General features: G+C 64.0%; 14 protein-coding genes and 3 rRNA genes. 4 read left to right on the forward strand and 13 right to left on the reverse strand.

Features of this window, described 5'->3' with window-relative positions:
• Positions 1-179: 179 nt before the first annotated feature.
• The 6 genes from M1D93_RS18745 to M1D93_RS18770 are packed head-to-tail and all read right to left on the reverse strand — an operon-like array spanning position 180 to position 6,449.
• Entirely contained in the window at positions 180-1,544 is a 1,365-nt protein-coding gene (locus tag M1D93_RS18745) for an NtaA/DmoA family FMN-dependent monooxygenase (protein ID WP_461172953.1), read from the reverse strand.
• 10 nt (positions 1,545-1,554) lie between these two features.
• Positions 1,555-2,646 (reverse strand): LLM class flavin-dependent oxidoreductase, encoded by a 1,092-nt coding sequence (locus tag M1D93_RS18750; protein ID WP_461172954.1) that lies wholly within the window; start codon positions 2,644-2,646, stop codon positions 1,555-1,557.
• On the reverse strand, positions 2,643-3,479 hold the full coding sequence (locus tag M1D93_RS18755) for a DUF1684 domain-containing protein (RefSeq protein WP_461172955.1): 837 nt from the start codon (positions 3,477-3,479) through the stop codon (positions 2,643-2,645). The genes M1D93_RS18750 and M1D93_RS18755 overlap by 4 nt, the downstream gene beginning before the upstream one ends.
• Positions 3,476-4,534 carry a transporter substrate-binding domain-containing protein gene (locus tag M1D93_RS18760; protein WP_461172956.1) on the reverse strand — a complete coding sequence of 353 codons (1,059 nt, stop codon included), beginning with the start codon at positions 4,532-4,534 and terminating at the stop codon, positions 3,476-3,478. Before M1D93_RS18760 ends, M1D93_RS18755 begins: the two co-directional genes overlap by 4 nt.
• An 11-nt stretch (positions 4,535-4,545) precedes the next feature.
• Entirely contained in the window at positions 4,546-5,391 is an 846-nt protein-coding gene (locus M1D93_RS18765; RefSeq protein WP_461172957.1) for an amino acid ABC transporter ATP-binding protein, read from the reverse strand.
• Entirely contained in the window at positions 5,391-6,449 is a 1,059-nt protein-coding gene (locus tag M1D93_RS18770; RefSeq protein ID WP_461172958.1) for an amino acid ABC transporter permease, read from the reverse strand. The genes M1D93_RS18765 and M1D93_RS18770 overlap by 1 nt, the downstream gene beginning before the upstream one ends.
• Positions 6,450-6,712: 263 nt before the next feature.
• On the opposite strand from M1D93_RS18770, the gene M1D93_RS18775 reads away from it, so the two are divergent.
• The 4 genes from M1D93_RS18775 (at position 6,713) to M1D93_RS18790 (ending at position 12,103) form a co-directional block, all read left to right on the forward strand.
• Entirely contained in the window at positions 6,713-8,686 is a 1,974-nt protein-coding gene (locus M1D93_RS18775; protein ID WP_461172959.1) for an FAD/NAD(P)-binding protein, read from the forward strand.
• A gap of 114 nt (positions 8,687-8,800) precedes the next feature.
• Positions 8,801-9,316 carry a GNAT family N-acetyltransferase gene (locus tag M1D93_RS18780; RefSeq protein WP_461175068.1) on the forward strand — a complete coding sequence of 172 codons (516 nt, stop codon included), beginning with the start codon at positions 8,801-8,803 and terminating at the stop codon, positions 9,314-9,316.
• A gap of 9 nt (positions 9,317-9,325) precedes the next feature.
• Positions 9,326-11,038, forward strand: coding sequence for a helicase HerA-like domain-containing protein (locus M1D93_RS18785; protein ID WP_461172960.1), 1,713 nt, complete (start codon positions 9,326-9,328; stop codon positions 11,036-11,038).
• A 72-nt stretch (positions 11,039-11,110) separates the two neighbouring features.
• Positions 11,111-12,103: a hypothetical protein gene (locus tag M1D93_RS18790; protein WP_461172961.1), complete on the forward strand. Its 993-nt coding sequence runs from the start codon at positions 11,111-11,113 to the stop codon at positions 12,101-12,103.
• Between the two features lie 103 nt (positions 12,104-12,206).
• On the opposite strand, the gene M1D93_RS18795 is transcribed toward M1D93_RS18790, so the two are convergent.
• The 7 genes from M1D93_RS18795 to M1D93_RS18825 all read right to left on the reverse strand — a co-directional run bounded on the left by M1D93_RS18795 (position 12,207) and on the right by M1D93_RS18825 (position 26,445).
• Positions 12,207-14,225, reverse strand: a complete 2,019-nt coding sequence (locus M1D93_RS18795) for an NHL domain-containing thioredoxin family protein (RefSeq protein WP_461172962.1) — start codon at positions 14,223-14,225, stop codon at positions 12,207-12,209.
• Positions 14,225-16,381: a cytochrome c oxidase assembly protein gene (locus M1D93_RS18800; RefSeq protein ID WP_461172963.1), complete on the reverse strand. Its 2,157-nt coding sequence runs from the start codon at positions 16,379-16,381 to the stop codon at positions 14,225-14,227. Before M1D93_RS18800 ends, M1D93_RS18795 begins: the two co-directional genes overlap by 1 nt.
• 117 nt (positions 16,382-16,498) lie before the next feature.
• A complete protein-coding gene (locus M1D93_RS18805) occupies positions 16,499-16,786 on the reverse strand; it encodes an HU family DNA-binding protein (protein WP_258803885.1) in 288 nt (95 codons plus the stop codon).
• A gap of 534 nt (positions 16,787-17,320) precedes the next feature.
• A 5S ribosomal RNA gene (gene rrf / locus M1D93_RS18810) occupies positions 17,321-17,437 on the reverse strand.
• A gap of 224 nt (positions 17,438-17,661) precedes the next feature.
• Positions 17,662-20,787: ribosomal RNA gene (locus M1D93_RS18815) — 23S ribosomal RNA — on the reverse strand.
• 532 nt (positions 20,788-21,319) lie between these two features.
• Positions 21,320-22,844: ribosomal RNA gene (locus M1D93_RS18820) — 16S ribosomal RNA — on the reverse strand.
• The 16S, 23S and 5S rRNA genes sit together here, the layout of an rRNA operon.
• 568 nt (positions 22,845-23,412) lie before the next feature.
• Positions 23,413-26,445, reverse strand: a complete 3,033-nt coding sequence (locus M1D93_RS18825) for a glycoside hydrolase family 2 TIM barrel-domain containing protein (RefSeq protein WP_461172964.1) — start codon at positions 26,443-26,445, stop codon at positions 23,413-23,415.
• Between the last annotated feature and the right edge of the window lie 87 nt (positions 26,446-26,532).

Consider the following 26,532-nt stretch of genomic DNA (forward strand, 5'->3'; position numbering starts at 1 on the left):
TCCGGAGCACATCCGTCGTCGGCCCTGCAACCCCGCCGGCAGAAGCCTACGTGGCGGAAGTCAAAGTACCTAGAGCTGCTGCTCCCATACCGTGAGCTGCAGCCTGACACCCGCCAGGGAAGGGTCGACGACGGCAGTCTCAGTGCCGTCGTCGGCCCTTTCCCCATAGCCGGCCGCGCTCATGACGCGCGGACCGCCTCAGCAGAGCGCACCGGCGTCGCCAGCCCGAGGTTTTCGCGCAGGGTGCCGCCCGGGTACTCCGTGGGGTAGACGCCGCGTTCCTGCAGCTCCGGCACCAGGTGGTTCACGATGTCGTCAAGGCCGGTAGGGATCAGCCAGGGGGAGATGTTGAAGCCATCCACCGCGCCAACCCGCGCGTACTCAGCCAACTGGTCGGCCACTCCCGAGTAGGAACCCGTGAAGGTGGCATCCACCCGTGCTGTGCGGGAGGTGACGAACTGGCGGATGGAAAGGCCCTTGTCCTTGGCCTCCGCCCGCCACTGGTCCGCCAGCTGCCTGGCTTTGGCTCCATGGAAGCCGCTGCCGCGGGTCTCGGAGGTTTCCTCCACCACGGGGTCAATCTCCGGAAGCGGCCCGTCGGGATCGTATTCGGAGAGTTCGCGGCCCCAGAACTGCTCCAGGTACGCCACCGCCTGCTGCGGACCGATCTGCAGGCTGCGGACCCATTCCTTCTTCTCCGCCGCTTCTTCTGCGGTGGGCGCGAGGATGAATTCGCTGGCCGGCATGATCTGCACGGCGTTGGCGCCGCGGCCCGCTTTCAGGGAGCGTGCCACCAGGTCCTTGCGGAACTCGACGGCGTCGTCGAACTTGGGATGGGCCGAGAAGATGACATCCGCCTGGCGGGCGGCAAAGTCGCGGCCTTCCGGAGAGTCACCCGCCTGGAAAAGCACGGGCCGGTACTGCTGGCTTCGAGGCAGCCGCGGCGTCACGTCCACCGTGTAGTGCTGCCCTTCATGGAGCACCCGGCGGGCGGGCCCTTCCGCGGTTTCCCACGAATCCCAGATGCGCTTGGCGGTCTCCACGAAGGCCTCTGCATGCTTGTAGCGGTCCGCGTGATCCAGGTATCCGCCGCGCCGGAAGTTTGCGCCGGTCCAGGCGTTGTCCGTGGTGACGATGTTCCAGGCGGCCCGGCCACCGGAGATCAGGTCAAGGGACGAGAGCCGGTGCGCCAGGTCCGCGGGGTCGTTGTACGTGGTGTTCTGGGTGGCCACCAGCCCGATGTTTTTGGTGACGGCAGCAAGGGCCGCGAGCATGGTCTGCGCATCCGGCCTGCCCACCACGTCCAGCGCGTGGGGCCTGCCGAGGTGTTCCCGCAGGCGGAGGCCTTCGCCCAGGAAAAACGCGGCGAACAGCCCGCGCTCGGCCGTCTGCGCAATCCTGCGGAAAGACGCGAAGTCGGTCTGCGAGCCCGACTCGGCCGCCTTCCAGATGGTGCCGGAATTGACGCCCTGGAAAAAGACGCCGAACTGCAGCTTGCCCGTAGGCGTAAAAACGTCGGCTGGAGCACCGCTGTGCTGTGTCATGGTCTTCCCCTTAGTTTCCGGCAGCAGTGGCCGTGGATGAATCTGCGTAGCGGCTGGCCGGGCGCGGGAGCCCGAGCAGGTCGCGGAAGGTGCCGTCCTGGACCGGCGCCCGCAGCGCGCCGCGGCGCCTCAGTTCGGGCAGGACCAGCCGTGAAAGTTCGTCCAGTTCCACGGCGAGCGACGCCGGGTGGAGGCGGACGCCGTCGGCCTCCGCCAGCAGCAGCTCAAGGAGGTCCGCCAGGCCGGCAGGGGTGCCCGTGTAGCGTGCGCGGCCGCTTTCGAAACCTGCCGCCCGCTCATCCGCAGCCTGCCCGCGGGCGTCAAGGACGACGTCGAGCTCGGCGATGACCGCCACGGACACACCCAGCCGTTCACGGACGTCCCTGACTTCGGCGGCAAGCAGTTGGGGCGTCGGCGCGGAGACGAGCACGGCATCCACGCCGTCCGCCGGGACCTGCCCCTCGCCCACCAATGACGAAGCGGCAAGCACCGGCAGCTGCCCCTGCAGCGGCCTGGGAATAATGGACGGTCCCTTAACCGAGTATGCCGGACCGGCGAAATCGGCGGGGGTTTCAAAATCGACGTAATGCAGCTTGTCCACATCGATATACCGGCCTGTTGGGACGTCGCGGATCACGGCGTCGTCCTCCCAGGAGTCCCACAGCCGGCGGGAAACCTCGATCGAAGCGGCGGCTTCCTGGACCAGCGCGGTACCGGTGACGTTGCTGCGCCCGACGGCGGCTGCCGCCTCCGGCGCTTCCGCTGCCGTTGCGATCCACCCGGCACGGCCGCCGGAAACGTAGTCCAGGCTTGCGAGCTGGGTGGAGGCGTGGAACGGCTCGGTGTAGACCGTGTCCACCTCGGGAACGAGTGCGATGGTCCGGGTTATTGGTCCGGCGTAGGCGGCGCGCTGCAGGGCGTTGGTCCGGCCCGGGGCGGGGGCGTCACTGAACGTGGCTGCGTGGAACCCTGCGGATTCCGCGGCGAGGACGGCTTCGGTGAGTGTTGCGAAGTCCCCGCCGTCCCAGCCCGCCCCGTCGAGCTCGATCGCCAGGAATCCGGCCCGTCCCGCTTCTGGTGTTTGGTTTACGAAGGTGCTCACTGCTGGTCCTGACGTTCGTAGGGGATCTTTTCGCCGGCTTCGATGGCCACCGGCAACCGGTTTTCAGCGGGCGGCAGCGGGCAGGTGGCGAGGTCGGTATAGGCGCACGGCAGGTTCACGGCCCGGTTGAAGTCGAGCTCCACTGAGCCGTCCGCGGCCGGGACCACCGACAGGGAGCGGTTGGCTGCGTAGGTGGTTTTGCCGGAGGTCTGGTCCGTGAACAGCACCAGCAGGGATCCCGGCGCGTGCCCGTTGAATGCTGTCAGCGTCAGTTCCTGGCCGGCCAGCTTGAAGCGGATTTCACCTGGCGCCTCGTAGACATGCTGGATGCCCTCGACGGCGGCACCCACCGTGGTGGGGCGGGGCACCTCGAACGGCACATAAGTTCCCCGCACGGCGTACGCCGCATCCGGTGAGTAGGCCGGTGTGCCCTGGTAGTCGCGCAGCAGCCCGTTTTCCGGGTTCCGCGGCCGCACGATGTACTCGCCGCCCCGCTTGGCAAGCTCAATGACGGTTTGCCCAGAGCTGAGGTTCAGGCCGCCGCGTTCAGCGATGGGACCGATGACCGTTTCCCCTGCCGGGAAGGCCTGCTGCTCCAGTTCCAGTGTCTCGCCGGGCTCCAGGACCACGGTGACGACGTCGTTGGCGGCGCTCCAGGTTCCGGGCACTCCGTCCAGGGCGGCCGGCTCGGGGCCCAGCCAGTGCAGGTGGGTAACGGCCAGGAAACCGTGCGGGTGTGCCCGGTGGCGTTCATGGGCCGAGTGCCATTCCTGCCAGTCGGCCTCAAAGGATTCGAATGCGGTTTCAGTGGACTTGGCTGTGGTCGCGCTCATCGGGTTTTCTCATTCTGGGTAGCGGCGGCCTGCGATGCCGCGAAGCTTTCTTCGGTGATGGTCTTGGACTCCGGCAGCGCCTCCTCGGACAGGCCCCAGCGCTCCAGCACCTCGGCGTAGGACCCGTCCTCGATGGCCGAGTTCAGGGCCTCCGTGATCACCGGTGCCAGGCCATTGCCCCGCAGGGTGGTGGCAGCCACGAGGGTCTCGGACGGCCACCCGGCGTTGACCTTGCCTACCACCTTCAGGTCGTCACGGGTGTTTTCCCGGTACACGGTGGACGGGTAGGGCGCGATGTTGAGGTCGGTGCGTCCCGAGGACAGCGCCAGGATGGTGTCGGCATCCGAGGAGTAGTACTGCAGGGTGGCGGGTGCCTTGCCCTTGCCTTCGAGCTCCTTGTTCCACGCCAGCAGGATCTTCTCCTGGTTGGTCCCGGAGCCCACCGACACCTTCAGCCCGGAGATGTCATCGGCGCCCTTGATGTCATAGCTGGCGGACTTTTTGGCCTCAAAGCCCATGTAAGCGGCCCGGTAGCTGGCGAAGTCGAAGAGCTTCACCCTGTCCTTGTTGACGCCCACGTTCGAAAAAACGGCCTCGAAGTCGCCGGACTGGGTCTTCAGCGGCCAGTTCTCCCAGGACGTCACCTGGACATCCAGCTCCAGGCCCAGCTTGTCCGCAACCAGCTGTGCAATGTCCAGCTCGGACCCGATCGGCGTTTTGTCATCCGTGGCATGGAAGGACAGCGGAATGGATCCGGCGGTGGTGGCGATGGTCAGCTTGCCGTCCTTGCCGATCAGTTCGGGCACCTTGGCGGCGAGCGCCGTATCCTTCTCAGCCCGGATACGCTGCTGGTCCGGGGCGGTGTTGTAGACGACGCCGTTGCGTGCCGCCGTCGGCTGGGCACCGTCGCTGGCGGAACCGGCAGCTGTTGCACCGGGATCGGCGCAGGCAGACAGCGCAGCTGTTCCCAGGAGCACGACGGCGGGCAGCGCCGCGAGAGTGCCCGTGTTGCGGAAGCGTGGGGTTCGGATGCCGGCTGGTGAAGAGAATGCCATGGGAAAGTCCTTTAGATGTTGAAAGCCGGTTCGAGCACTTTGGAGAGAAAGCTCCTGGTTCGCGGTTCCTGCGGGTTGGTGAAAATGTGTTCCGGGCTGCCCTGTTCCACGATCTGCCCCTCGTCCATAAACACCACGGTGTCCGCGACGTCGCGGGCGAAGCCCATCTCGTGCGTCACGATGATCAAGGTGGTACCGGATTTCGCGAGTTCGCGGATGACGTCGAGTACTTCGTTGACCAGCTCAGGGTCCAGGGCCGAGGTGGGTTCGTCGAACAGCAGGATCTTGGGGTCGAGGGCCAGGGCGCGGGCGATGGCCACCCGCTGCTGCTGGCCGCCGGAGAGCTGGCGGGGGTAAGCGCCGGCACGGTCCTTCAGGCCCACCCGGTCCAGCAGTTCCAGGCTCCGGCGCCGCGCCTCTTCCTTGGAGCGCCCCTGCGCCACGACGGGCGCTTCGGCCACGTTTTCGAGTGCGGTGAGGTGCGGGAACAGGTTGAAGTTCTGGAACACCATGCCGATCTCTGTGCGCTGCTTCAGGACGTCCTTCTCCCGCAGCTCGTGCAGCCGCTCGCCGCGGACTTCGTAGCCCACCAGCTTGCCGTCGATCGAGATGAAGCCGCCGTCCACCTTCTCCAGGTGGTTGATGGTGCGCAGCAGGGTGGATTTGCCTGAACCGGAGGGGCCCACGATGACGGCCACGCCGCCGGGTTCCACGGTGAGGCTGACGCCTTTGAGGACCTCGGTGGTACCGAAGGACTTACGGACCTGGGTGATTTCCACCAGGCCGCGGGTGGCAGCATCCTTCGGAGCGGCCGTTTTGGTGGCTGGGGCATTCGCGGCAGTCGCAGCGGCGGTCATCAGAGGCTCCTTGCCCGGTTGGTGGCCACGGCGTGGGTGGCGAAGAATTTGCGGGCCTTCTGCAGGGGCGTCAGCGGCAGGTTCCGCACCGCCCCCTTGGAGTAGTGCCGTTCGATGTAGTACTGGAAGACGCTGAGGACCGAGGTGATCACCACGTACCAAAGGGTTGCCACGAGAAGCAGGGGCAGGACCTGTTGGGTGCGGTTGTAAATGACCTGGACTGTGTAGAACAGTTCGGAGTAGGCCAGGACGTACACGATGGAGGTGCCCTTCACCAGTCCGATGATCTCGTTGAAGGCATTGGGCAGGATGGCCCGCATGGCCTGTGGCAGGACGATCCGGGTGGACCTCCGCCAGGCCGGGATGCCCAGGGCAGCAGCGGCTTCAAGCTGTCCCTGGTCCACCGAGAGGATGCCGCCGCGGATGATCTCGGCCGAGTACGCGGCCTGGTTCAGGGTCAGGCCCAGCACGGCTGCCGCGAACTGGCTGATCAGGGTGGTGGTCTGGACCTCGAAGAACCGGACGTCGGTGAAGGGGATGCCCAGGCTGATCTTTTCGTACAGGTAGCCCAGGTTGTACCAGAGCAACATCTGGACCAGCAGCGGCGTGGACCGGAAGATCCAGGAGAACGTCCAGGACACCGAGACCAGCAGCGGCGAGGCGGACAGCCGCATCAGTGCCAGGATGAAGCCCAACACAAAACCCAGGATGCCGGAGATCGCGGTCAGCTTCAGTGTTTCCAGCAACCCGTTGATCACGGACTGGGCGGTGAACCACTGCGCCACCACGCCCCACTCCCAGCGGGGGTTGGTGGCCAGTGACCACGCCACCCCGAGGACTCCGAGGGCCACGACGGCGGTTCCCACCCACCGCCAGGGGTGCTTGGCGGCCACCACACGGTAGGCGGAGTAGTCAGTGGCTACCCTGGCGGTCCCGTCTTCGGGCGGGAGCCCGCCTGCCCCGGAAACAGCCGTTCCAGGAGCTGCGGCCGGCGCCTGGCCTGCAGCTGGCTGGGCTGACTTTGTTGACTGCGCCACCGTCGTTGCTGCTGAACTCATGCGCCACCTCGTTTCTCTGGTTGGGCCGGAGCTGGTTGCCCCGGGTGCTGGCTGCAAATCTAGGACCGGCCCGAAGGGGGCAGCAAGGCAGCAGGTTGCATAACTTCACCGGAGTTCGCACAACGTCATGAGTCGGATTTTTGCGTCCCTTGACGTCTTGTGACGCGCAGTTAACGGCCGTGACCAGGCGCTCGACCGCCGTCGGAAACGCTGCCTAGCATGGGCACTCCAGCCGCCCCCAACCGCCGCTACCAGGAGCATCCATGCCAGCGAACATCCCGGCCGTCGTCTTTGTCGGCGGCGGACCCCGCACGGCCGGCGTCCTTGAGCGGCTAGCCGCAAACCGCCAGGCACTCTTCAGCGGGCCGCTGGAGGTCCACGTGATCGAGCCGCATGTCCCTGGCTCCGGCCGCATCTGGCGCTACGACCAGGAACCCGGCCTCCTGCTCAACTCCACCGCGGCAGACATCACCATGTTCACCGATGCCTCGGTTGCCTGCGAGGGTCCTGCCGGCAACGGTCCGAGCCTGGCCGAATGGGCCGCGGCCGTGGTGGACGGCTCCATCACCGACGTGCCGGACTTTCCCCGGCCTCTGTGGGAGCAGCTCCGCTCGCTGACAGGCGCCACGTTTCCCACCCGCCAGCTGCAGAGCCAGTACCTGGAATGGTTCTTCCGCCGCGCAGCCAGGTCTTTCGGCCGTCAGGTGACGGTTCACCGGACCACCGCCGTGGCTGTCAGCCAGGCCGGTGACGCGGTTTCCCCTGCCAATGCCGCCGGCGCCGGGGGCAAGTACCTCGTTACCCTGGCAAACGGGCGGACTTTGCGGGCCGACGTCGTGGTTACCGCCCTCGGCCACACTGATTCCCGTCCTGATACCGCCTCTGCCGCCTGGGCCGACTTTGCCGAACGGCACGGCGGGTTCCATGCGGCACCCAGCTACACCACCGACGTCGACTATTCACCCGTCGCTCCGGGGCAGGACGTGATCGTTTCCGGCATGGGCCTGGCCTTCGTTGACCTCCTGGTCCTCCTGATGGAGGGACGCGGCGGCCGCTTTGTGGAAAATCCCGACGGCGGCCTGCGGTACCTGGCGTCCGGCAGGGAACCCAGGTTGTGGGCCGGGTCGCGCCGCGGAGTGCCCTACCACTCGAAGATTCGCGCAACGCTCCGTGGCGAGGCGCCGGGGCCGCTGCGTTTCCTGACCGCCGCAGCGGTGAATGCCCTGCTGGAGCAGCACGAGGAACTGGATTTCCGCAGGGACCTGTGGCCGCTGATCGCGAAGGAAGCCGGCTACGGCTACTACCGGGAGCTGCTGACCGGCAGCCCGGCCCGGGCTGCCATGGGCTGGGAGGAGTTCGCCACGCGCTACTCCGCCCTGGACTGGTACAGCCCTGCCCGGGAGGAGCTCGTGGCCGCCGCCGTACCGGACCCCGCCCTGCACCTGGACCTGGAACGGCTGGACCGGCCCTTCGCCGGCCGCCGCTTTGCAGGCCACCAAGAGGTGCAGGATGCGGTGGTTGGGTCCATCGAGCAGGATCTTGCGCTCCGGGACAGCCCTGACCACCCCGAAACCCTCGCCCTTTTCCTGGCCCTGCTCCATGTCTACATGGAAGTAGGACGCGTCGTCCCGCCGGAGCGCCTCGACGCCCGGTCCCAGCAGGCGGTCCATGGTTGGTGGCACGGGTTCTTCAGCTTTGTGGACTCCGGGCCGCCGCCGCACCGGCTCCGCCAGATGCTGGCACTGCACCGCGCCGGCCTGCTGCACTTCCTCGGGCCGGGCCTTGAGGTGACCGCGGACGACTCCACCGGTTTGTTCCATGCCAGCTCGCCGCAGTCCGGGACCTCCGTAGCGGCAAAAGCCCTGATCGAAGCCCGGCTGCCCTCCCCCACCGTTGCCCGGTCGCTTAACCCGCTGCTGCAGTCCCTCCACCGGGCCGGCCTCGGCGCGGAACAGCAACTGCTTACCGCGGACGGGATCCACTCCACCGGCAAACTGCTGATCTCAGCCCGGCACGAGCTGGTGAACGCCGAGGGGAAGCCGCAGCCGGGGATGTTTGGCGTAGGCCCCGGCACCTCCGGCTGGGGCGCCGGAGCCTTTGCCCGGCCCGGCACCAACGCCGCACCCTTCCGGGAGAATGATGCCCTGGCACGGACCATCCTCACCGCTGCCCGCGGCCTCGCCGCCCGGCCCTCCGCCACAATGTCCACAGAACCAGCCGCCGTCGGAAAGAACTGAACCGTGACAGCAGAACCGGACCTCGTACGCCAGCCCCTGGACGGCGCACGCCAGCCCCTCGACATTGCCCACCGGCCGCTGGACCCGGCCGCACTGAAGGTCCTCAACCTCCCCATGCACGATCCCCGGGTCCGGCCGCTGCTGGACGAACTCGCCGTCGAATACGACACCCGCTACGGCGACCTCTTCGGCCGGCAGGCGGCCGCGGAAGAACTGAACCGCTACCCCGCCGAGGAATTTGAGGCACCCGGCGGTGCCCTCCTGGTGATCCAGGAGAACGGGGAATCCATCGCAGGCGGGGCCTTCCGCCGCTACGACTCCCGGACAGCGGAACTGAAGCGGATCTGGACCCACTCCGGCCACCGCCGCCGCGGTTTGGCCAAGGTGGTCATGGCTGAGCTGGAAACCCTCGCCGCCAGCCGCGGGTACACGCGGATCTATCTCACCACGGGTCCCCGCCAGCCCGAGGCCAAGCACCTCTACCTCACCACGGGCTACCAGCCGCAGTTCGATCTGGACGCGGACCCGGAGACGCTGAAGTTCCTGGCGTTCACGAAGGAGCTTTCACCGGCTCCGGCCGGACTGGCTGCCGGCCCGGCCCGGCCGCAGGAGCCGGACGCCCGCCGCTAAGCTAGCGGCATGGCCAACAAAACCACAGCAGAGAAGCTTGCCACCATCCAGAAGGGATACACGCTGGAAGGCGCCGCCATCGAACTGGGGGCCGCCATTGTGGACGGCGAACTCCACAAGGAAACCCAGGTCCGGCTGCCGCTGTCCATGATGAACCGGCACGGCCTGGTAGCCGGCGCCACCGGTACCGGCAAAACCGTCACGCTGCACATGATGGCCGAACAGCTGTCCACCGCGGGTGTCCCCGTCTTCCTGGCGGACATCAAAGGTGACCTTTCCGGGCTGGCCACGGCAGCCGCAGGCAGCGCGAAACTTGCGGCACGTACCGAGAGCATCGGGCAGGCCTGGCAGGGCAAAACTTTCCCCGTAGAGTTCCTCGCGCTCGGCGGGGACGGCAACGGTGTCCCGGTCAGGGCCACCGTCACGTCATTCGGTCCCATCCTGCTCGCGCGCATCATGGAGCTGAACGACACCCAGGAATCCAGCCTTCAGCTCGTGTTCTATTTTGCGGACAAGAACGGCCTGGAGCTGATCGACCTTAAGGACCTCAGGGCGGTCATTCAATTCCTTACCTCACCGGACGGCAAGGACCAGCTGGAGGAGCTGGGCGGACTGTCCAAGGCAACCGCGGGCGTGATCCTGCGGGAACTGGTGAACCTGGAGGCCCAGGGGTTGGAGAAGTTTTTCGGCGAACCGGAATTCGATACCGCCGAGCTGCTGCGGACCGCCCCGGACGGACGGGGCGTGGTCACCTGCCTGGAACTGCCCACCCTGCAGACCAAGCCCATGCTGTTCTCGACCTTCCTGATGTGGCTGCTCGCCGACCTCTTTGAGGACCTGCCCGAAGCCGGCGACCTGGACAAACCGAAACTCGTGTTCTTCCTCGACGAGGCCCACCTCCTCTTCAACGGTGCGTCCAAGGTGTTCCTGGAGGCCATCACCACCACGGTGCGGCTCATCCGTTCCAAGGGCGTCGGCATCTTTTTTGTCACGCAGACGCCCAAGGACGTGCCGGCTGACGTCCTCGGCCAGCTGGCCAACCGGGTGCAGCATGCCCTTCGCGCGTTTACTCCCGAGGACGCGAAGGCGCTCAAGGCCACGGTGACCACCTTCCCGCTGAGCGACTACGACCTCGAAGAGACACTGACCTCGGCAGGCATTGGTGAAGCCGTCATCACCGTCATGAACGAAAGGGGTGCGCCCACCCCGGTGGCCCTCACCCGGCTGCGAGCCCCTGAATCCGTGATGGGCCCGAGCGAGGAGTCCCTTGTCAGAAGCACAGTGGCCGGGTCGGCGTTGCTGGGCAAGTACGGGACCGCCGTGGACAACCCGTCAGCCTACGAGAAGCTCACCGGCAAGGCTGCTGTCCCCACCGGTCCGGCTGCGCCCGGCGAACCTCCCGTTCCCGGAGCCGGAGGCGGTGTCGGCTTTCCCGGCGGCGGCACCGACGTCGATGCCGAAGCACGGCGGATAGAGGAGGAAATCCTGGGCCGCCCCAGCAGCAGACCCGCATCCACCCGGAACAGCGGCCCGCGCGCCCCTGCTGAGGCACGGCGCACTACCCGCCAGGAATCCGGCGACGGCATGATGGGCGACCTCGGAGGAGTCCTTGGCGGTGCCCTCGGCGGCGGGCTGAAGAGCATGGCCCGGTCCATCGGGACCCAGCTGGGACGCGAGCTGCTGCGGGGCGTGTTCGGCACGTCCTCCCGGCGCCGCCGCTGACCGCAGCCGCCGCCGTGCGCTGACTCAACTGCCGCCGTCGGGCGCATGGCAGGTAACGTATGGAACGTGCAGATGAGTCAAGCTTTGGTGAGGATCGCAGCCGGATGGCTGCTGGGCCTCATGCTTGCTGTCGCCGGCGCCATTGTTGCCGTGAACCTCGTGAACGATACTGTGGCCAGCCCGCAGCAGCCGGTGCGCGAGTATCTGGATGCCTTGCAGAGCGGTGACGGCGGCAGAGCACTGGGGCTTCTGCGGGCAACGGTGCCGCCCAGCAACGCTGCCATGCTGGACGGAACGGCCCTGCAGACTGCCGCCTCCCGCCTTGCCAATGTGAACTTCGGGGACGCGGAAGAGCGCCCGGAGGGCCAGGTGATGGTGCCGTTGGAATACACCATCGACGGCAGCCGCCTCCGCACCGAGTTCCTGCTGCAGAAGACCGGAACGGAGTGGATCTTCTTCAACACCTGGGCGTTTGTCCCGTCCCGGCTGCCCACAGTGGATGTCACGGTGGTCAACGCCAGCGAGGCCACCGTCAACGGTGTGGACGTCAATATGCCGAACGGCCGGAACTCCTTCGCAGTTTTCTACCCGGGCGAATACGAGGCCACAGTGAACGGGGAATACTTTTCTGCGCCTGCCACCCGTGCCACGGTGACCGCGCGCGACGTCCCCGTAGCACCGCTGAACCTGCTGACCCAGGCGACGGACGGCCTGAAGGCGGACGTGGCGGCGAAGGTCAAGGAATTCCTGGACGGCTGCGCGGCCCAGGCAGTCAAGGAGCAGAAACTCCAGCCGGACTGCCCCTTCTACTACGCCAGCAACAACCGGGTCCAGGACGGCACCATCAAATGGTCCGTCACTGAGTATCCCAACGTGGCCATCGAGCCCTTCGACGGCCGCTGGGTGGTGGCGCCGCTGGACGGCAAAGCGAAGGTGCAGGCACTCCAGCAGAACCTGTTCACCGGTGTCTGGTACCCCCTGGACGAAGAGGTGGACTTCAGCTTCACCACCCGCCTGGACGTGGCCGGCGACACCATCAAAGTCACGCCGCTGCTGAGCTTCTAGGGCTGGATTCCGCCCGCTGGCAGGCGTAACGCAAAAAAGGCTGCCGCCCGGAACACTTACGTCACGGGCGGCAGCCTTTGCGCTCAAAGTACGACGGCGGGCGTCAGTCCATGCCGCGAAGGTCGAGTACCAGCTCGGTGTCCCCGTCAGCCTGCAGTATTACCGGGATGCCCCAGTCCTGCTGGTAGAGGTGGCAGGCCGCGTGATCCGGGATTTCGCCGTCCTCCGTTTCCGGGCCGTCACAGGCCGCTGCTCGGGCGGTGATGTGCAGGACGCCTTCCGGCACGTCGGCGGAGAGCTCCAAGGTCCGCAGCAGTCCCACCGACGTTCCGCCGCCGGCCACCAGCAGCTCGGGCGGAGTGGAGGAGATCTTCAGCTGCGTGGGATCGCCCCACCGGTCATCCAGCTTCTGCCCTGTGGGGGCAGTGAAACGCACGGTCAGCTCGAGCGGGCCGGGTGCCACCGGGCTCTTCGGCCGGTGGGTCTGCGACGCACCCTCGTCCACCTGCTGGGCTTCCTTGGGGATGGGTACGTACACCAACTGGTGCTGGTTGGCCTCCACGACAACCAGCAGCGGCTCCGAACCGGCTGACTGTGTGTGGTCCACAATCACGTCCGAGGGCTCCAGGAGCCCACGCGCCAGCGTGGAGACCGTCCCGTTTGAGGGGTCGTAGCGGCGGACAGCGCCGTTGTAGGTGTCCGCGATTGCCACGGAACCATCAGGCAGGACCGTCACGCCCAGGGGGTGCTGAAGCCGAGCCTCGGCGGCTGGGCCGTCGCGGAAGCCGAAGTCGAACAGCCCCTTGCCCACGGCGGACTCAACGGTGATGGCGCCGTCGTCAATCACGAGCTTGCGGAGGGCCGATGTCTCGGAATCTGCCACCCAGATGTTGCCCTCGGCGTCCTCGGCCAGGCCGGAAGGCTGCGCGAACCAGGCCTCGTGGGCCGGGCCGTCCAGCAGGCCTTCCAGTCCGTTGCCGGCGGCAATGGCCACGGCCCCGGTCAGCGGGTCAAAGCTGAAGATCTGGTGCGTACCGGCCATGGCGATCACCACGGCGTTAAGCTTGCTGGACCAGACGAGGTCCCAGGGCGAGCTCAGGGAGACCTCCAGCGGGTGCTCGCTCAGGCGGCCGGTGAAGCCGGCGGCGTCCTCATCAACGCGGGCCGGTCCGGTCTCCAGCAGGCGCTGGACGCCGTTGCCCACGAGGGTGGTCGCCTTCCCGTCCTGCAACGAGAGCCCGCGGAGCCGGTGGTTCACGGAATCCGCAATCACGACGTCGTAACCCACCTTCGCTGCCACGTCCTCCGGGAGCAGGACCAGGCCCTGGGGCTCGTTAAATTGAGCAACGGCCGCGTCCCCGGCGGCGGGTCCGTCAGCGTAGCCCTTTATGCCGGAGCCGTAGGTGCCCAGGACGGTCTGGAAGTCGGTGCCCAGTTCCACCAGGCGGTGGTGTCCTGTGTCGGTGACCAGCCAGGAGCCCTTTGCGGCACCGTTGGAAGCTGCGGCACCCGCCGTTGCATCGGCGTCGTCCGTTCCCTCTGAAGCTGCACCCCGCCCGGCGGGCAGGAAGAGGGCCTTGCCGGGGAAACGCAGCGTTCCCGAGGTGGGCTCAGGGGCAACGTAAGGTCCGGAGCCGCGGTGGAGTGTCCCCTTCGCTTCGTGTTCGGCGATGAGCTCGGGGATCAGCACTGCGAGCCCGTCCGCGTGGCCTTCACCGGAAAGGTGCGCCACTATGTAGCCCTCGGGGTCGATGACCACCAGGGTGGGCCAGGCGCGGGCGGTGTAGGCCTTCCAGGTGTCCAGCTCCGGGTCGTCCAGGACGGGATGGTGGATCTCGTAGCGCTCCACGGCAGCCGCCAGCGCCACCGGGTCCGCCTCGTGCTCGAACTTGGGCGAGTGCACCCCCACAGTCACAAGGACGTCGGAGTACTGCTCCTCAAGCGGCCGCAGTTCGTCCAGGACGTGCAGGCAGTTGATGCAGCAGAAGGTCCAGAAGTCCAGCAGCACGATCTTGCCGCGGAGCGCTTCGAGGTCCAGCGATTTCCCCCCGGTGTTCAACCAGTTACGGCCCACCAGTTCGGAGGCTCGGACCCGGAGGTGGGTGCGTACGGTTTCGCTCATCAGCGTCCTTCCAGCTTGTTTCGTTCAGCCAGCCTGGCGTCGCGTTCAGCCAATTTGGCAAACATATCGTTGTAAGCGGTGAGATCGGCGTCGTTATTCCTGTCCGCCGCCCGGTCCACGCGTTTTGTCTCCCGCTGGTCCGACCGGGACCACATGATGGCCACGCCGATGGCCACCAGGAGCGTGGGCACCTCGCCAATCCCCCAGGCCACCGCGCCGCCGGTCTGCTGGTCCATCAGTGCCGACTGTCCCCAGGCCCGGCCCAGGTTGCCGAAGTAGTCAGCGGCCAGCAGGTTGGTTCCGCCCATGATGGCGACGCCGAAGAAGGCGTGGAAGCCCATTGTTGCGAGCAGCAACAGCAGGCGCATGGGGTACGGCGCCCGCCGGGGCAGCGGGTCGGAACCGATCATGCTCAGGATGAAAATGTATCCGGTGAGCAGGAAGTGCACGATCATCAGTTCGTGCCCCACATGCTCCCGCATGGCGAACCCGAACAGGTCAGAGTAGTAAAACAGGACAATTGAACCGGCAAAGTTGGCGGCGGCGAACAGCGGATGCGTGACCACCTGCGAGAACTTGGAGTGCACAAACACCAGCAGCCACTCCCTGGGACCGCGCGAGCCGTCTCCGCGGGGAGGTAAGGCGCGCAGGGCCAGGGTCACCGGAGCGCCGAGGACCAGGAAGATGGGCGCCACCATGGTCAGCGCCATGTGGTCCACCATGTGCGCCGAGAACAGTACCCGGCCATAGACCGACGGCGGGCCGGAGGTGATGTAGGTGAGCACCAGCAGGCCTATCACCCAGTTCACAGACCGGAACCATGGCCACTTGTCACCCCGGCGATAGATCCTGGCCACGCCCAGGAAGTAGGAGACCAGCCCGAACAGCGCCACGGCGATCCAGAGCCAGTCCAGCCGCCACTCCGTGAGCCAGCGCGCGGGGGTCAGCTCCGGAGGGAGCTCGTAGCCGGTCAGGATGAAAGCCGGTGTTGCGTCGGGCGCGAAAGTGGTGGGCTGGGGCGGCGCAGAGCGGCCCAGGGCCACGGCCACACCGGAGGTGGCACCCATCACCAGCAATTCAGCCAGGACAAGCTGCCAGAGGACCCTTCGCGAGGACATCGTGGAGCCCTTACGGTTCAGCTGCGGGATGACCCATTGCCGATGCATCAGGCCGATCCCGCCCAGGACCAGCGTTGCAGCCGACTTGGCCAGGATCAGCTGGCCGTAGGAGGATCCGAACAAGTCCTCCCAGTTGGTGATGCGGATGCTGGCGTTGATGATGCCGGAGGCGAAGACGAGCACGAAGGCGAAGCCGGCCAGTGCGGAGAACCGGCGAAGTATTGATTCGGTGATATCCGCGGTGGCGCCGGCTTTGCGGCCTGTCAGGATTCCGGACAGCAGCGCCAGCATGATGATGCCGCCCACCCAGGTACTGACGCCCACCAGGTGCAGGCCGAGGGAGTTGATGGCGCCTTCGTGGTCCGAGGAGCTTGAGGAGTGCCCGATCAGGGCTGTCGGGACCAGGCCGATGAGTGCCAGGATCAGGGTCAGGGCCAGCCCGCCCAAGGACCTGACGCCGAACAGGGCGGTGGTCACCACGGCGGCAATGATGGTGACGGCGAGCCAGGCCCGGCCCGTCTCGATGTCCGTCATGAAGTAGACCAGGGCCTGCGTGAACTCGGCATCGCCCGACACCGCCTGCCCGGCTACGTCCGCATAGGTGAGCACCAGGACGGCGATGGCGGACAACGTCCAGACGGCCCCCGCAACGGCTGCAACGGCCAACGCGCGGGTGAAGGCCGGATGTTCGGGGGCCTCCTCGTCACCGGCATCCCGGTCCCTGCTGCGGAGCCCGAGGTTCTTGGGCAGGATACCTACTGCGAAAATCAAGCCGCCGATGACCGTGGCCACCGAGACGTTGTGAACGGCCTTGCTGACGGGCAGGCCCCAGCGGACCAGGACGCCGGGATCCGAAACCTCACGGGCAACGGCCGCGCCGGAAAAAACGAGCGCGGCTGCCAGGCCGAGGAAGAGGGCCGCCAGCCCTGCCAGCTGCCATGCCGCCGAGACGCCCGGGGCGCCGCCGACCTGCCCAGGGACTCCCTTGCCGGGAGTTGGCTGGGTTGCTGTGGATTGGGGCTTTGCGGCAGAAGGCACCTATCCATTGTCCGATACCCTTGGCCGGGCCGCGAATCGGCTTAAAAGCAAAAGGGGCGGCAACCACGTGGTTGCCGCCCCTTTTGCACGCCGGCCTGATGCCGGGGCGAAGAAGCTTTACTTCTTGTTGGAGACCGCAGCCTTCAGCTTGGAGCCGGCGGTCAGCTTGACGCTGTGGCCCGCGGCGATTTGGATGGTCTCACCGGTCTGCGGGTTGCGGCCCGTACGGGCTGCACGGTCGGTGCGCTCGACGGCGAGCCAGCCCGGGATGGTGATCTTTTCGCCCTCGGCGACAGAAGTCTCGAAAACCTCGAACAGTGCGTCGAGGACGGAGTTGACGGCTGCCTGGCTGGTGCCGGCCTTGCCCGCTACCTCTGCAACAAGTTCACTACGGTTCTTAGCCATTTATGTCCTCCTGGACGGTCATGATTCTGGAGCCTGAACGCGGCGTGCGCACAAGCCACTGTTCGAAAACTTACCAGCTTGGGCCGTCCCGTTCCGCAAATTCCGCGTGTTTCCGCGACTTTTTGAGGTTAATCACCAGATTCTTGAGGGTTTTCAGGCCTGATTGTGCCGACAGCGGACGCCCCATCACCTCCCGCATGTTTTCCGGCGACGCCCCACCACCTCCTGCAGGTTCCCGGGCCACGCCCCACCACCTCCCGCACCCTCCCCGGCGGCGCCCCATCAGCTTCTGCAGCTTCCAGTGGGACGCCCCATCAGCTTCTGTGGGTTTGGCCGGGCGGGCCAGCAGTGTTTGGAGGGGAGTTCGACGGCGGTGCTGCCGCGGGAGGTGATGGCGGGTTGCACCGTTTCCTGCGGGAGGTGATGGCGCATTACTGCAGGCGCGGAATCTGGTGGGGCCGCTGACAGCCCGGTGTCTTGTTTGTTAAACGCGGGAGGCCCCAACCTGGTGGTTGGGGCCTCGACCTAATGGTTGTCCGGCGGTGACCTACTCTCCCACACCCTCCCGGGTGCAGTACCATCGGCGCTGTGGGTCTTAGCTTCCGGGTTCGGAATGGGACCGGGCGTTTCCCCCACGCTATGACCGCCGTAACCCTTGCTCCACACCCCTGCGGGGTGGGAAATCTGGTGGTTACAACATCTCGTGCTCCCCTTGCGGGGGCTGTGGTGTTGTTATGTAGTTGTGTTTTGTTCCCTGGGCAACGAACCGGTTTGGTTTGTTGTTTGGGAACCACATAGTGGACGCAAGCAGTCTTGTTATCTTTTTACCAGTGCTTGGTGTGAACGTCTTTTGAATGCCGTTCACGCATTGGTGTGTGGTGTAAGTTATCGGCCTATTAGTACCGGTCAGCTTCACGAGTCGTTAGTCCTCGCTTCCACATCCGGCCTATCAACCCAGTGGTCTGGCTGGGGGCCTCTCACACACGAGGTGTATGGAAATCTCATCTTGAAGCGAGCTTCCCGCTTAGATGCTTTCAGCGGTTATCCCATCCGAACGTAGCTAATCAGCGGTGCACTTGGCAGTACAACTGACACACCAGAGGTTCGTCCGTCCCGGTCCTCTCGTACTAAGGACAGCCCTTCTCAAATTTCCTGCGCGCGCAGCGGATAGGGACCGAACTGTCTCACGACGTTCTAAACCCAGCTCGCGTACCGCTTTAATGGGCGAACAGCCCAACCCTTGGGACCTACTCCAGCCCCAGGATGCGACGAGCCGACATCGAGGTGCCAAACCATGCCGTCGATATGGACTCTTGGGCAAGATCAGCCTGTTATCCCCGAGGTACCTTTTATCCGTTGAGCGACGGCCATTCCACAATGTACCGCCGGATCACTAGTCCCGACTTTCGTCCCTGCTCGAGATGTCTCTCTCACAGTCAAGCTCCCTTGTGCACTTACACTCGACACCTGATTGCCAACCAGGCTGAGGGAACCTTTGGGCGCCTCCGTTACTTTTTAGGAGGCAACCGCCCCAGTTAAACTACCCATCAGGCACTGTCCCTGACCCGGATTACGGGCCGAAGTTAGATGTCCAAAGTGACCAGAGTGGTATTTCAACGATGACTCCACCCGAACTGGCGTCCGGGCTTCAACGTCTCCCACCTATCCTACACAAGCCACTCCGAACACCAATACCAAACTATAGTAAAGGTCTCGGGGTCTTTCCGTCCTGCTGCGCGTAACGAGCATCTTTACTCGTACTGCAATTTCGCCGAGTTTATGGTTGAGACAGCGGGGAAGTCGTTACTCCATTCGTGCAGGTCGGAACTTACCCGACAAGGAATTTCGCTACCTTAGGATGGTTATAGTTACCACCGCCGTTTACTGGGGCTTAAATTCTCAGCTTCGCCTTGCGGCTAACCGGTCCTCTTAACCTTCCAGCACCGGGCAGGAGTCAGTCCGTATACATCGTCTTGCGACTTCGCACGGACCTGTGTTTTTAGTAAACAGTCGCTTCCCCCTGGTCTCTGCGGCCCCGATCCCCTCCGGACAGCGTGTGTCCATCAAGGTTGGGGCCCCCCTTCTCCCGAAGTTACGGGGGCATTTTGCCGAGTTCCTTAACCATAATTCTCTCGATCGCCTTAGTATTCTCTACCTGATCACCTGTGTCGGTTTGGGGTACGGGCGGCTAAAACCTCGCGTCGATGCTTTTCTCGGCAGCATAGGATCACCAAATCCCCCCAAACGGGGGTCCCATCAGATCTCAGGCATCATGAACAGCGGATTTGCCTACCGTTCGCCCTACATCCTTAGACCGGGACAACCATCGCCCGGCTTGGCTACCTTCCTGCGTCACACCTGTTAATACGCTTGCCTCCCAGGATCAGGTCCTGCGCTCCACCAAAACCCTTCACCCACAAGGGGTGTCAGGCAGGTCTCGGGCAGTTAGTATCCCCTGTTCAGCATGGGCGGTTTTTCGCCGGTACGGGAATATCAACCCGTTGTCCATCGACTACGCCTGTCGGCCTCGCCTTAGGTCCCGACTTACCCAGGGCAGATTAGCTTGACCCTGGAACCCTTGATCATTCGGCGGACGGGTTTCTCACCCGTCTTTCGCTACTCATGCCTGCATTCTCACTCGTGTAGGCTCCACCGCTGGTTTACACCGCGACTTCACTGCCCACACGACGCTCCCCTACCCATCCAGACGCCTGAACCACAAGGGCTTAGCTAAAATCTGAATGCCACAACTTCGGCGGTGTACTTGAGCCCCGCTACATTGTCGGCGCGGAATCACTTGACCAGTGAGCTATTACGCACTCTTTTAAGGATGGCTGCTTCTAAGCCAACCTCCTGGTTGTCTTCGCAACTCCACATCCTTTCCCACTTAGCACACGCTTAGGGGCCTTAGTTGGTGGTCTGGGCTGTTTCCCTCTCGACTATGAAGCTTATCCCCCACAGTCTCACTGCTGCGCTCTCACTTACCGGCATTCGGAGTTTGGCTGACGTCAGTAACCTTGTAGGGCCCATTAGCCATCCAGTAGCTCTACCTCCGGTAAGAAACACGCAACGCTGCACCTAAATGCATTTCGGGGAGAACCAGCTATCACGAAGTTTGATTGGCCTTTCACCCCTACCCACAGCTCATCCCCTCCATTTTCAACTGAAGTGGGTTCGGTCCTCCACGACGTCTTACCGTCGCTTCAACCTGGCCATGGGTAGATCACTTCGCTTCGGGTCTAGATCACGCCACTGCAACGCCCTATTCAGACTCGCTTTCGCTACGGCTTCCCCACACGGGTTAACCTCGCGACGTAACACTAACTCGCAGGCTCATTCTTCAAAAGGCACGCCGTCACAACTACAAGGCTGCTCCGACGGATTGTAAGCACACGGTTTCAGGTACTGTTTCACTCCCCTCCCGGGGTACTTTTCACCTTTCCCTCACGGTACTGGTCCGCTATCGGTCATTAGGGAGTATTTAGGCTTATCAGGTGGTCCTGACAGATTCACACGGGATTTCTCGGGCCCCGTGCTACTTGGGATACTCATCCAGGCGGTACACAACATTACGGTTACGGGGCTCACACCCTCTCTGGCCGGCCTTTCAAGACCGTTCACCTATGCCTGCACATCACACCCCACTGTCCCGGCAGAGACAGAACGGAAAGTCCCACAACCCCGACCATGCAACGCCCGCCGGCTATCACACATGGAACGGTTTAGCCTGATCCGCGTTCGCTCGCCACTACTAACGGAATCACTATTGTTTTCTCTTCCTGCGGGTACTGAGATGTTTCACTTCCCCGCGTTCCCTCCACGCACCCTATGTGTTCAGATGCGGGTCACCAGATCACTCGCGCGTCTGGCGGGGTTTCCCCATTCGGACACCCTGGGATCACAGTCCGGTTATCGACTCCCCCAGGCTTATCGCAGATTCCTACGTCCTTCTTCGGCTCCTAATGCCAAGGCATCCACCGTGTGCTCTTAAAAACTTGACCACAAAAGATCAAAAAACAAGTTTTCGAGAGAACCACGAAAACCAACCACACCCAACAACCACTCCCCAAAGGGAAGCCATCATCACGCGCAGCCAGATCCAGGTTCATATTCTTGGAAATTGCTTCTTATAAAAGATGCTCGCGTCCACTATGTAGTTCTCAAACAACAACCCCAAACCACACACCCCACACACAACCCCACAAAAGAGGTCAACGCGCATGATCGGTGCAGCCAGGAAACCAGAAACAAACAAACCCGCAAACCAGCCCCCACAAAGGGACCAGTCCACAGCCCTGTTGCCTCAGGACCCAACAGTGTGCCAAACACTAAACCACCCATCAAACCCCCCGACCGTTCCAGGACACCTAAAGCATCCGTACTAGACCAGGAAAAAATCCAGGCGACCGCTATCTGTTGATATTCCACCCATGAGCACCCGCCGCAGAACAATCGTCTGCGCAACGGGCATTACTCCTGACAAACCCGCCACACTCACATACATGAGCCGGCGTCTTTGTAGGTGCTCCTTAGAAAGGAGGTGATCCAGCCGCACCTTCCGGTACGGCTACCTTGTTACGACTTAGTCCCAATCGCCAGTCCCACCTTCGACAGCTCCCTCCCACAAGGGGTTAGGCCACCGGCTTCGGGTGTTACCAACTTTCGTGACTTGACGGGCGGTGTGTACAAGGCCCGGGAACGTATTCACCGCAGCGTTGCTGATCTGCGATTACTAGCGACTCCGACTTCATGGGGTCGAGTTGCAGACCCCAATCCGAACTGAGACCGGCTTTTTGGGATTAGCTCCACCTCACAGTATCGCAACCCTTTGTACCGGCCATTGTAGCATGCGTGAAGCCCAAGACATAAGGGGCATGATGATTTGACGTCGTCCCCACCTTCCTCCGAGTTGACCCCGGCAGTCTCCTATGAGTCCCCACCATCACGTGCTGGCAACATAGAACGAGGGTTGCGCTCGTTGCGGGACTTAACCCAACATCTCACGACACGAGCTGACGACAACCATGCACCACCTGTAAACCGACCGCAAGCGGGGGACCTGTTTCCAGGTCTTACCGGTTCATGTCAAGCCTTGGTAAGGTTCTTCGCGTTGCATCGAATTAATCCGCATGCTCCGCCGCTTGTGCGGGCCCCCGTCAATTCCTTTGAGTTTTAGCCTTGCGGCCGTACTCCCCAGGCGGGGCACTTAATGCGTTAGCTACGGCGCGGAAAACGTGGAATGTCCCCCACACCTAGTGCCCAACGTTTACGGCATGGACTACCAGGGTATCTAATCCTGTTCGCTCCCCATGCTTTCGCTCCTCAGCGTCAGTTAATGCCCAGAGACCTGCCTTCGCCATCGGTGTTCCTCCTGATATCTGCGCATTTCACCGCTACACCAGGAATTCCAGTCTCCCCTACATCACTCTAGTCTGCCCGTACCCACCGCAGATCCGGAGTTGAGCCCCGGACTTTCACGGCAGACGCGACAAACCGCCTACGAGCTCTTTACGCCCAATAATTCCGGATAACGCTTGCGCCCTACGTATTACCGCGGCTGCTGGCACGTAGTTAGCCGGCGCTTCTTCTGCAGGTACCGTCACTTTCGCTTCTTCCCTACTGAAAGAGGTTTACAACCCGAAGGCCGTCATCCCTCACGCGGCGTCGCTGCATCAGGCTTGCGCCCATTGTGCAATATTCCCCACTGCTGCCTCCCGTAGGAGTCTGGGCCGTGTCTCAGTCCCAGTGTGGCCGGTCACCCTCTCAGGCCGGCTACCCGTCGTCGCCTTGGTAAGCCATTACCTCACCAACAAGCTGATAGGCCGCGAGTCCATCCAAAACCACAAAAAGCTTTCCACCCCCCACCATGCGATGAGGAGTCATATCCGGTATTAGACCCAGTTTCCCAGGCTTATCCCAGAGTTAAGGGCAGGTTACTCACGTGTTACTCACCCGTTCGCCACTAATCCCCCCAGCAAGCTGGAGATCATCGTTCGACTTGCATGTGTTAAGCACGCCGCCAGCGTTCATCCTGAGCCAGGATCAAACTCTCCGTTGAAGTAAAACAAAAACAGAAACCACCAGGAAACCACGGGAAAACGCGGCAACCAGGCAGCAAAAATTTGAAACCAGCTGTAAAAACCAGACCACCCACAGGGGCGGGCAGCCCGGCAAATTCAACCAATTCATAAAACAAATCGGTATCAACAAACTTGGCACACTATTGAGTTCTCAAACAACAGACACACCCGGCACCACCCAACCACACGGTTCAGGATCGCTCCGGAGCAACTTTTCAAACTTACCCGATCTCAAGCAGCGAAGCAAATCAGCGTTTCCGCGACCCACACTACCCAAAACCAGCCCCCACCCGGCCGGCACACCACAAGGCGAACCATTTCCAGGCTGTTCAAAAAAGGGGGGATTGGCCGCCATCTTTCCGCTTCAGCGGCGGCGACTCAAAAAACAATACACCCCCCAAGCCCACCCCGCAAATCCACCCCACAACACCCCCACAACCCCAAAAAACCGCGGAATCCCGCGGAATTCGGAGGCATAACGCCTGACTCGGCGCCCTCACAGCCAGCACAGCTCCAATATGGACTGGCTCACATCCCCGCACTCCGTCAACTGCATACCATAAGGGTGAGGCTGAAGTCGGCCTCGCGGGGTTTGAGGCGGTACTGCTCCAACACCCCGGGACCGCAGGCAGCGGTTCCCACCCCCCGCAGTGCATGGTCAAGGTACAGGTACGTCCGCCCATCGGCTTGAATGTCCGGCCGATGCGCCGCAGCGTTCAGGACATCCTGGCTGTAGGGCCTGACTGTCAGGGCGAAAGGATCCCCGCAGATTTCGAGGACCCTGCCGTCGAGTTGCAGCGTGGCGGACCGGGTGCCGGACCGTGCCCCGCATTCCTGCGGCCGCACGTAGTCGACGTCCAGGTCGGCCAACGGCAGCGAGAACCAGCCCGTTCTTGCCCCCTGCCCCGTATCGGGATAGCTCTGGTGGGGGCCTTGACCGAACCACGTAACCGACGTGGTCTCTTCGCCCAGCACGAGTTCCAGTCCAATCCGCGCCCACTCCACCTGAAAACCGCGGTTGACCCATTCGCCGTCAGGCCTGACCTGCGTCCGGAGTGCAACGCTTGTACCGTCGCTGCTCCAGGTGTAGTCCACCAACACGCCATATTGCTTGTCGGCGGCGCTCACGCGGGTGCGGACCGTTAACGCCTGTCCATCGTCGGAGCAAGCCTCCGAACTGATGCCCAGCAAGCGTGTATGGAGCCGGTTCAGTCCGGCATCCGTCCACTGTACGGCGAGAGGACGTTCATCGGCGCCGTGCCACTCCCGGCCCAGGTCGTTATCGGTAGGAGGCCACCACAATGCCAGGCCCATCCTCTCCACGGGGACGCTTCCGATGGAGGTGGGCATACCCGTGACACGGCTGAAGACCACCGGCCCCAGGGTGAGTTCGCTTTCCTGGACGAGCACGGGTTCAACTGGCACTGGCTGAACCGGGGCGGCGAGCCCCCGCGTGGATTGCCCCCACGCAACTTCGTGCCCGGCCGAAGCCCAGGCTGTATCAGCGGCGAGGACCGCACTGATGGTGAGTACCGCTGGCTGGTCGTCGGGCAGCGACGCTGCCAGGGCAGCAAGGCTGCCGGGCAGCTCCACAGCCGCTTCGGCCTGAGGTGCCACGGACGGAACGGCCACCGCGCCGGCGTCGATCGGCCCGCCGTCGGCCTTCACCACGTACCGGAAGCTGTAGCCGCTGGTGCCAGCGAAATCCTGCGCATTGCGGATGGTGAAACGGGACCAGTCAGCGGCGACGCTGATGCGCAGCGGTTCGATGACTTTTTTGAAGTCCAGCAGTCCCGGCCTGGGGTTGCGGTCCGCGTCCACCAGCCCATCGGTGACGAAGTTGCCGTCGTGTACTTGCTCGCCGAAGTCGCCGCCGTAGGCGTAGTGCTCGCCGCCGTCCGGAGAGGCGACAGTGATGCCGTGCTCCAACCATTCCCAGACGAAGCCGCCCATCAGGCGCGGGTACCGCTCGAAAAGCTCCTGGTACTCGCTCATGCCGCCAGGGCCGTTGCCCATGGCGTGCACGTATTCGCACAGCACAAAAGGCATGGCCCGGCGTCGGGCGTCCAACGCGGAGTCTTCCAGGACCGGCTCTATCCCTTGGCCGATCAGTCCCGTTTCCGCGTGGCTGGCGTACATCCTTGAGTAGACGTCCGTATGCGCGGAAGACCAGTCGCCCTCGTAATGGATGGGGCGGGACGGATCCCGGTCCCTCGTCCAGCGCGACATGGCGGCGAGGTTCCTGCCGGTGCCCGCCTCATTGCCGAGGGACCACATGATCACGGCCGGGTGGTTCTTGTCCCGCTCGACGGTGCGGCGCATGCGGTCTACCAGCGCGGCTTCCCATTGGGGGTCATCACTGGGATTTTGAGCCCAGCCGGCACTTTCAAAGCCGTGGGTTTCCAGGTCGCACTCAAGCACAACGTAAAAGCCGAGCTGGTCAGCCAGCGCCAGGAACTCCGGGTGCGGCGGGTAGTGGGACGTCCGGATGGCGTTGATGTTGTGCTGCTTCATGAGCCGCAGCTCTGCCTCCACCACGTCCCTGGGAACCACCCGGCCAAGGCGCGGATGGTGCTCATGGCGGTTGACGCCGCGCAGCAGGGTCCGCTGGCCGTTGACCTTGAACTGGGCGTCTTCAATGGCGATGCTGCGGAACCCAACCTGCAGTCCCACAGCCTCCCCGGGAGTACTGACGGTTGCCTCGTAGAGCCTTGGCACCTCCGCGGACCACGGCTCGACGGCGGGGAGCCGCACCTCGTTGCCTGCGGGCACTTCCAGGTTCAGTTCCGGAACGCGGACGACGGCGTCGATCGCCTTTCCGCCCCGGCTTGCCTCCACGAGAAGGACGCCTTCGCCGGTGCGGGGGTCGTAGTCCGCATGCACAAAGACATCGTCGATACCTCCGGCCGGCCGCGCCTGCAGGGTAACGTCACGGAAGATTCCCGGGAGCCACCACATGTCCTGGTCCTCGACGTAACTGGCAGCGGAGAACTGGGCGACTCGCACGGCCAGCGTGTTTGTTCCCTGCTGCAGGATTCCGGATACGTCGAATTCGTGGGCAAGCCTGCTGCCGCGCGTCGTTCCCAGCTCCACTCCGTTCAGCCACACTGTTCCGGCGGATTCGATGCCGTCGAACCGCACCAGGGCGTGCGGAAGGAACTCGGCCCCGGCCTCAAAGACCACCACGTGGTCCCCAATGGGATTTGCCTCCGGAACGTGCGGCGGCTCCACGGCAAACGGGAACTGGACGTTGGTGTAGGCAGGGGTGCCGTGCCCGTGCATCGGCCAGCTGGACGGAACGGGCAGGCTTTCGAATCCGGACAGGTCCTTACCCCGCTGCCAGCCGTTCTCCGGCGCCAGGCGGATTCCAGGGCTGAGCCGGAACTGCCATTCCCCGTTGAGCGACAGTTTGGGAGCATCGCTGATCAGGTACGCCCGGGCCGGCAGGCTGCCGGTGCCGGGCTCCACTGAACTCAGCTGCTGGACGCCCTCCGCACCCATTTCGAGGCTGACTGCCGCCCGACCTGCCGTTGGTTCAGGGCTGCTGCCGGCGGGGGCGGAAGGCGATTGAACTGACATGGACATCCTTGCTTCAGCGGTTTAGTCGGAAGGTTGTAGCGGGATTGGTCCCTTGGCTTTGGCCTCACGTGAACGTTCACGGCCGGC

Source organism: Arthrobacter sp. Z1-9 (assembly GCF_054792695.1).

Excerpts from the sequence above, each read along its gene's own strand:
- M1D93_RS18745 (WP_461172953.1), bottom strand. The coding sequence starts at position 1,544 with ATGACACAGCACAGCGGTGCTCCAGCCGACGTTTTTACGCCTACGGGC.
- M1D93_RS18755 (WP_461172955.1), bottom strand. The coding sequence starts at position 3,479 with ATGAGCGCGACCACAGCCAAGTCCACTGAAACCGCATTCGAATCCTTT.
- M1D93_RS18760 (WP_461172956.1), bottom strand. The coding sequence starts at position 4,534 with ATGGCATTCTCTTCACCAGCCGGCATCCGAACCCCACGCTTCCGCAAC.
- M1D93_RS18765 (WP_461172957.1), bottom strand. The coding sequence starts at position 5,391 with ATGACCGCCGCTGCGACTGCCGCGAATGCCCCAGCCACCAAAACGGCC.
- M1D93_RS18770 (WP_461172958.1), bottom strand. The coding sequence starts at position 6,449 with ATGAGTTCAGCAGCAACGACGGTGGCGCAGTCAACAAAGTCAGCCCAG.
- M1D93_RS18775 (WP_461172959.1), top strand. The coding sequence starts at position 6,713 with ATGCCAGCGAACATCCCGGCCGTCGTCTTTGTCGGCGGCGGACCCCGC.
- M1D93_RS18780 (WP_461175068.1), top strand. The coding sequence starts at position 8,801 with ATGCACGATCCCCGGGTCCGGCCGCTGCTGGACGAACTCGCCGTCGAA.
- M1D93_RS18785 (WP_461172960.1), top strand. The coding sequence starts at position 9,326 with ATGGCCAACAAAACCACAGCAGAGAAGCTTGCCACCATCCAGAAGGGA.
- M1D93_RS18790 (WP_461172961.1), top strand. The coding sequence starts at position 11,111 with ATGAGTCAAGCTTTGGTGAGGATCGCAGCCGGATGGCTGCTGGGCCTC.
- M1D93_RS18795 (WP_461172962.1), bottom strand. The coding sequence starts at position 14,225 with ATGAGCGAAACCGTACGCACCCACCTCCGGGTCCGAGCCTCCGAACTG.
- M1D93_RS18805 (WP_258803885.1), bottom strand. The coding sequence starts at position 16,786 with ATGGCTAAGAACCGTAGTGAACTTGTTGCAGAGGTAGCGGGCAAGGCC.
- M1D93_RS18825 (WP_461172964.1), bottom strand. The coding sequence starts at position 26,445 with ATGTCAGTTCAATCGCCTTCCGCCCCCGCCGGCAGCAGCCCTGAACCA.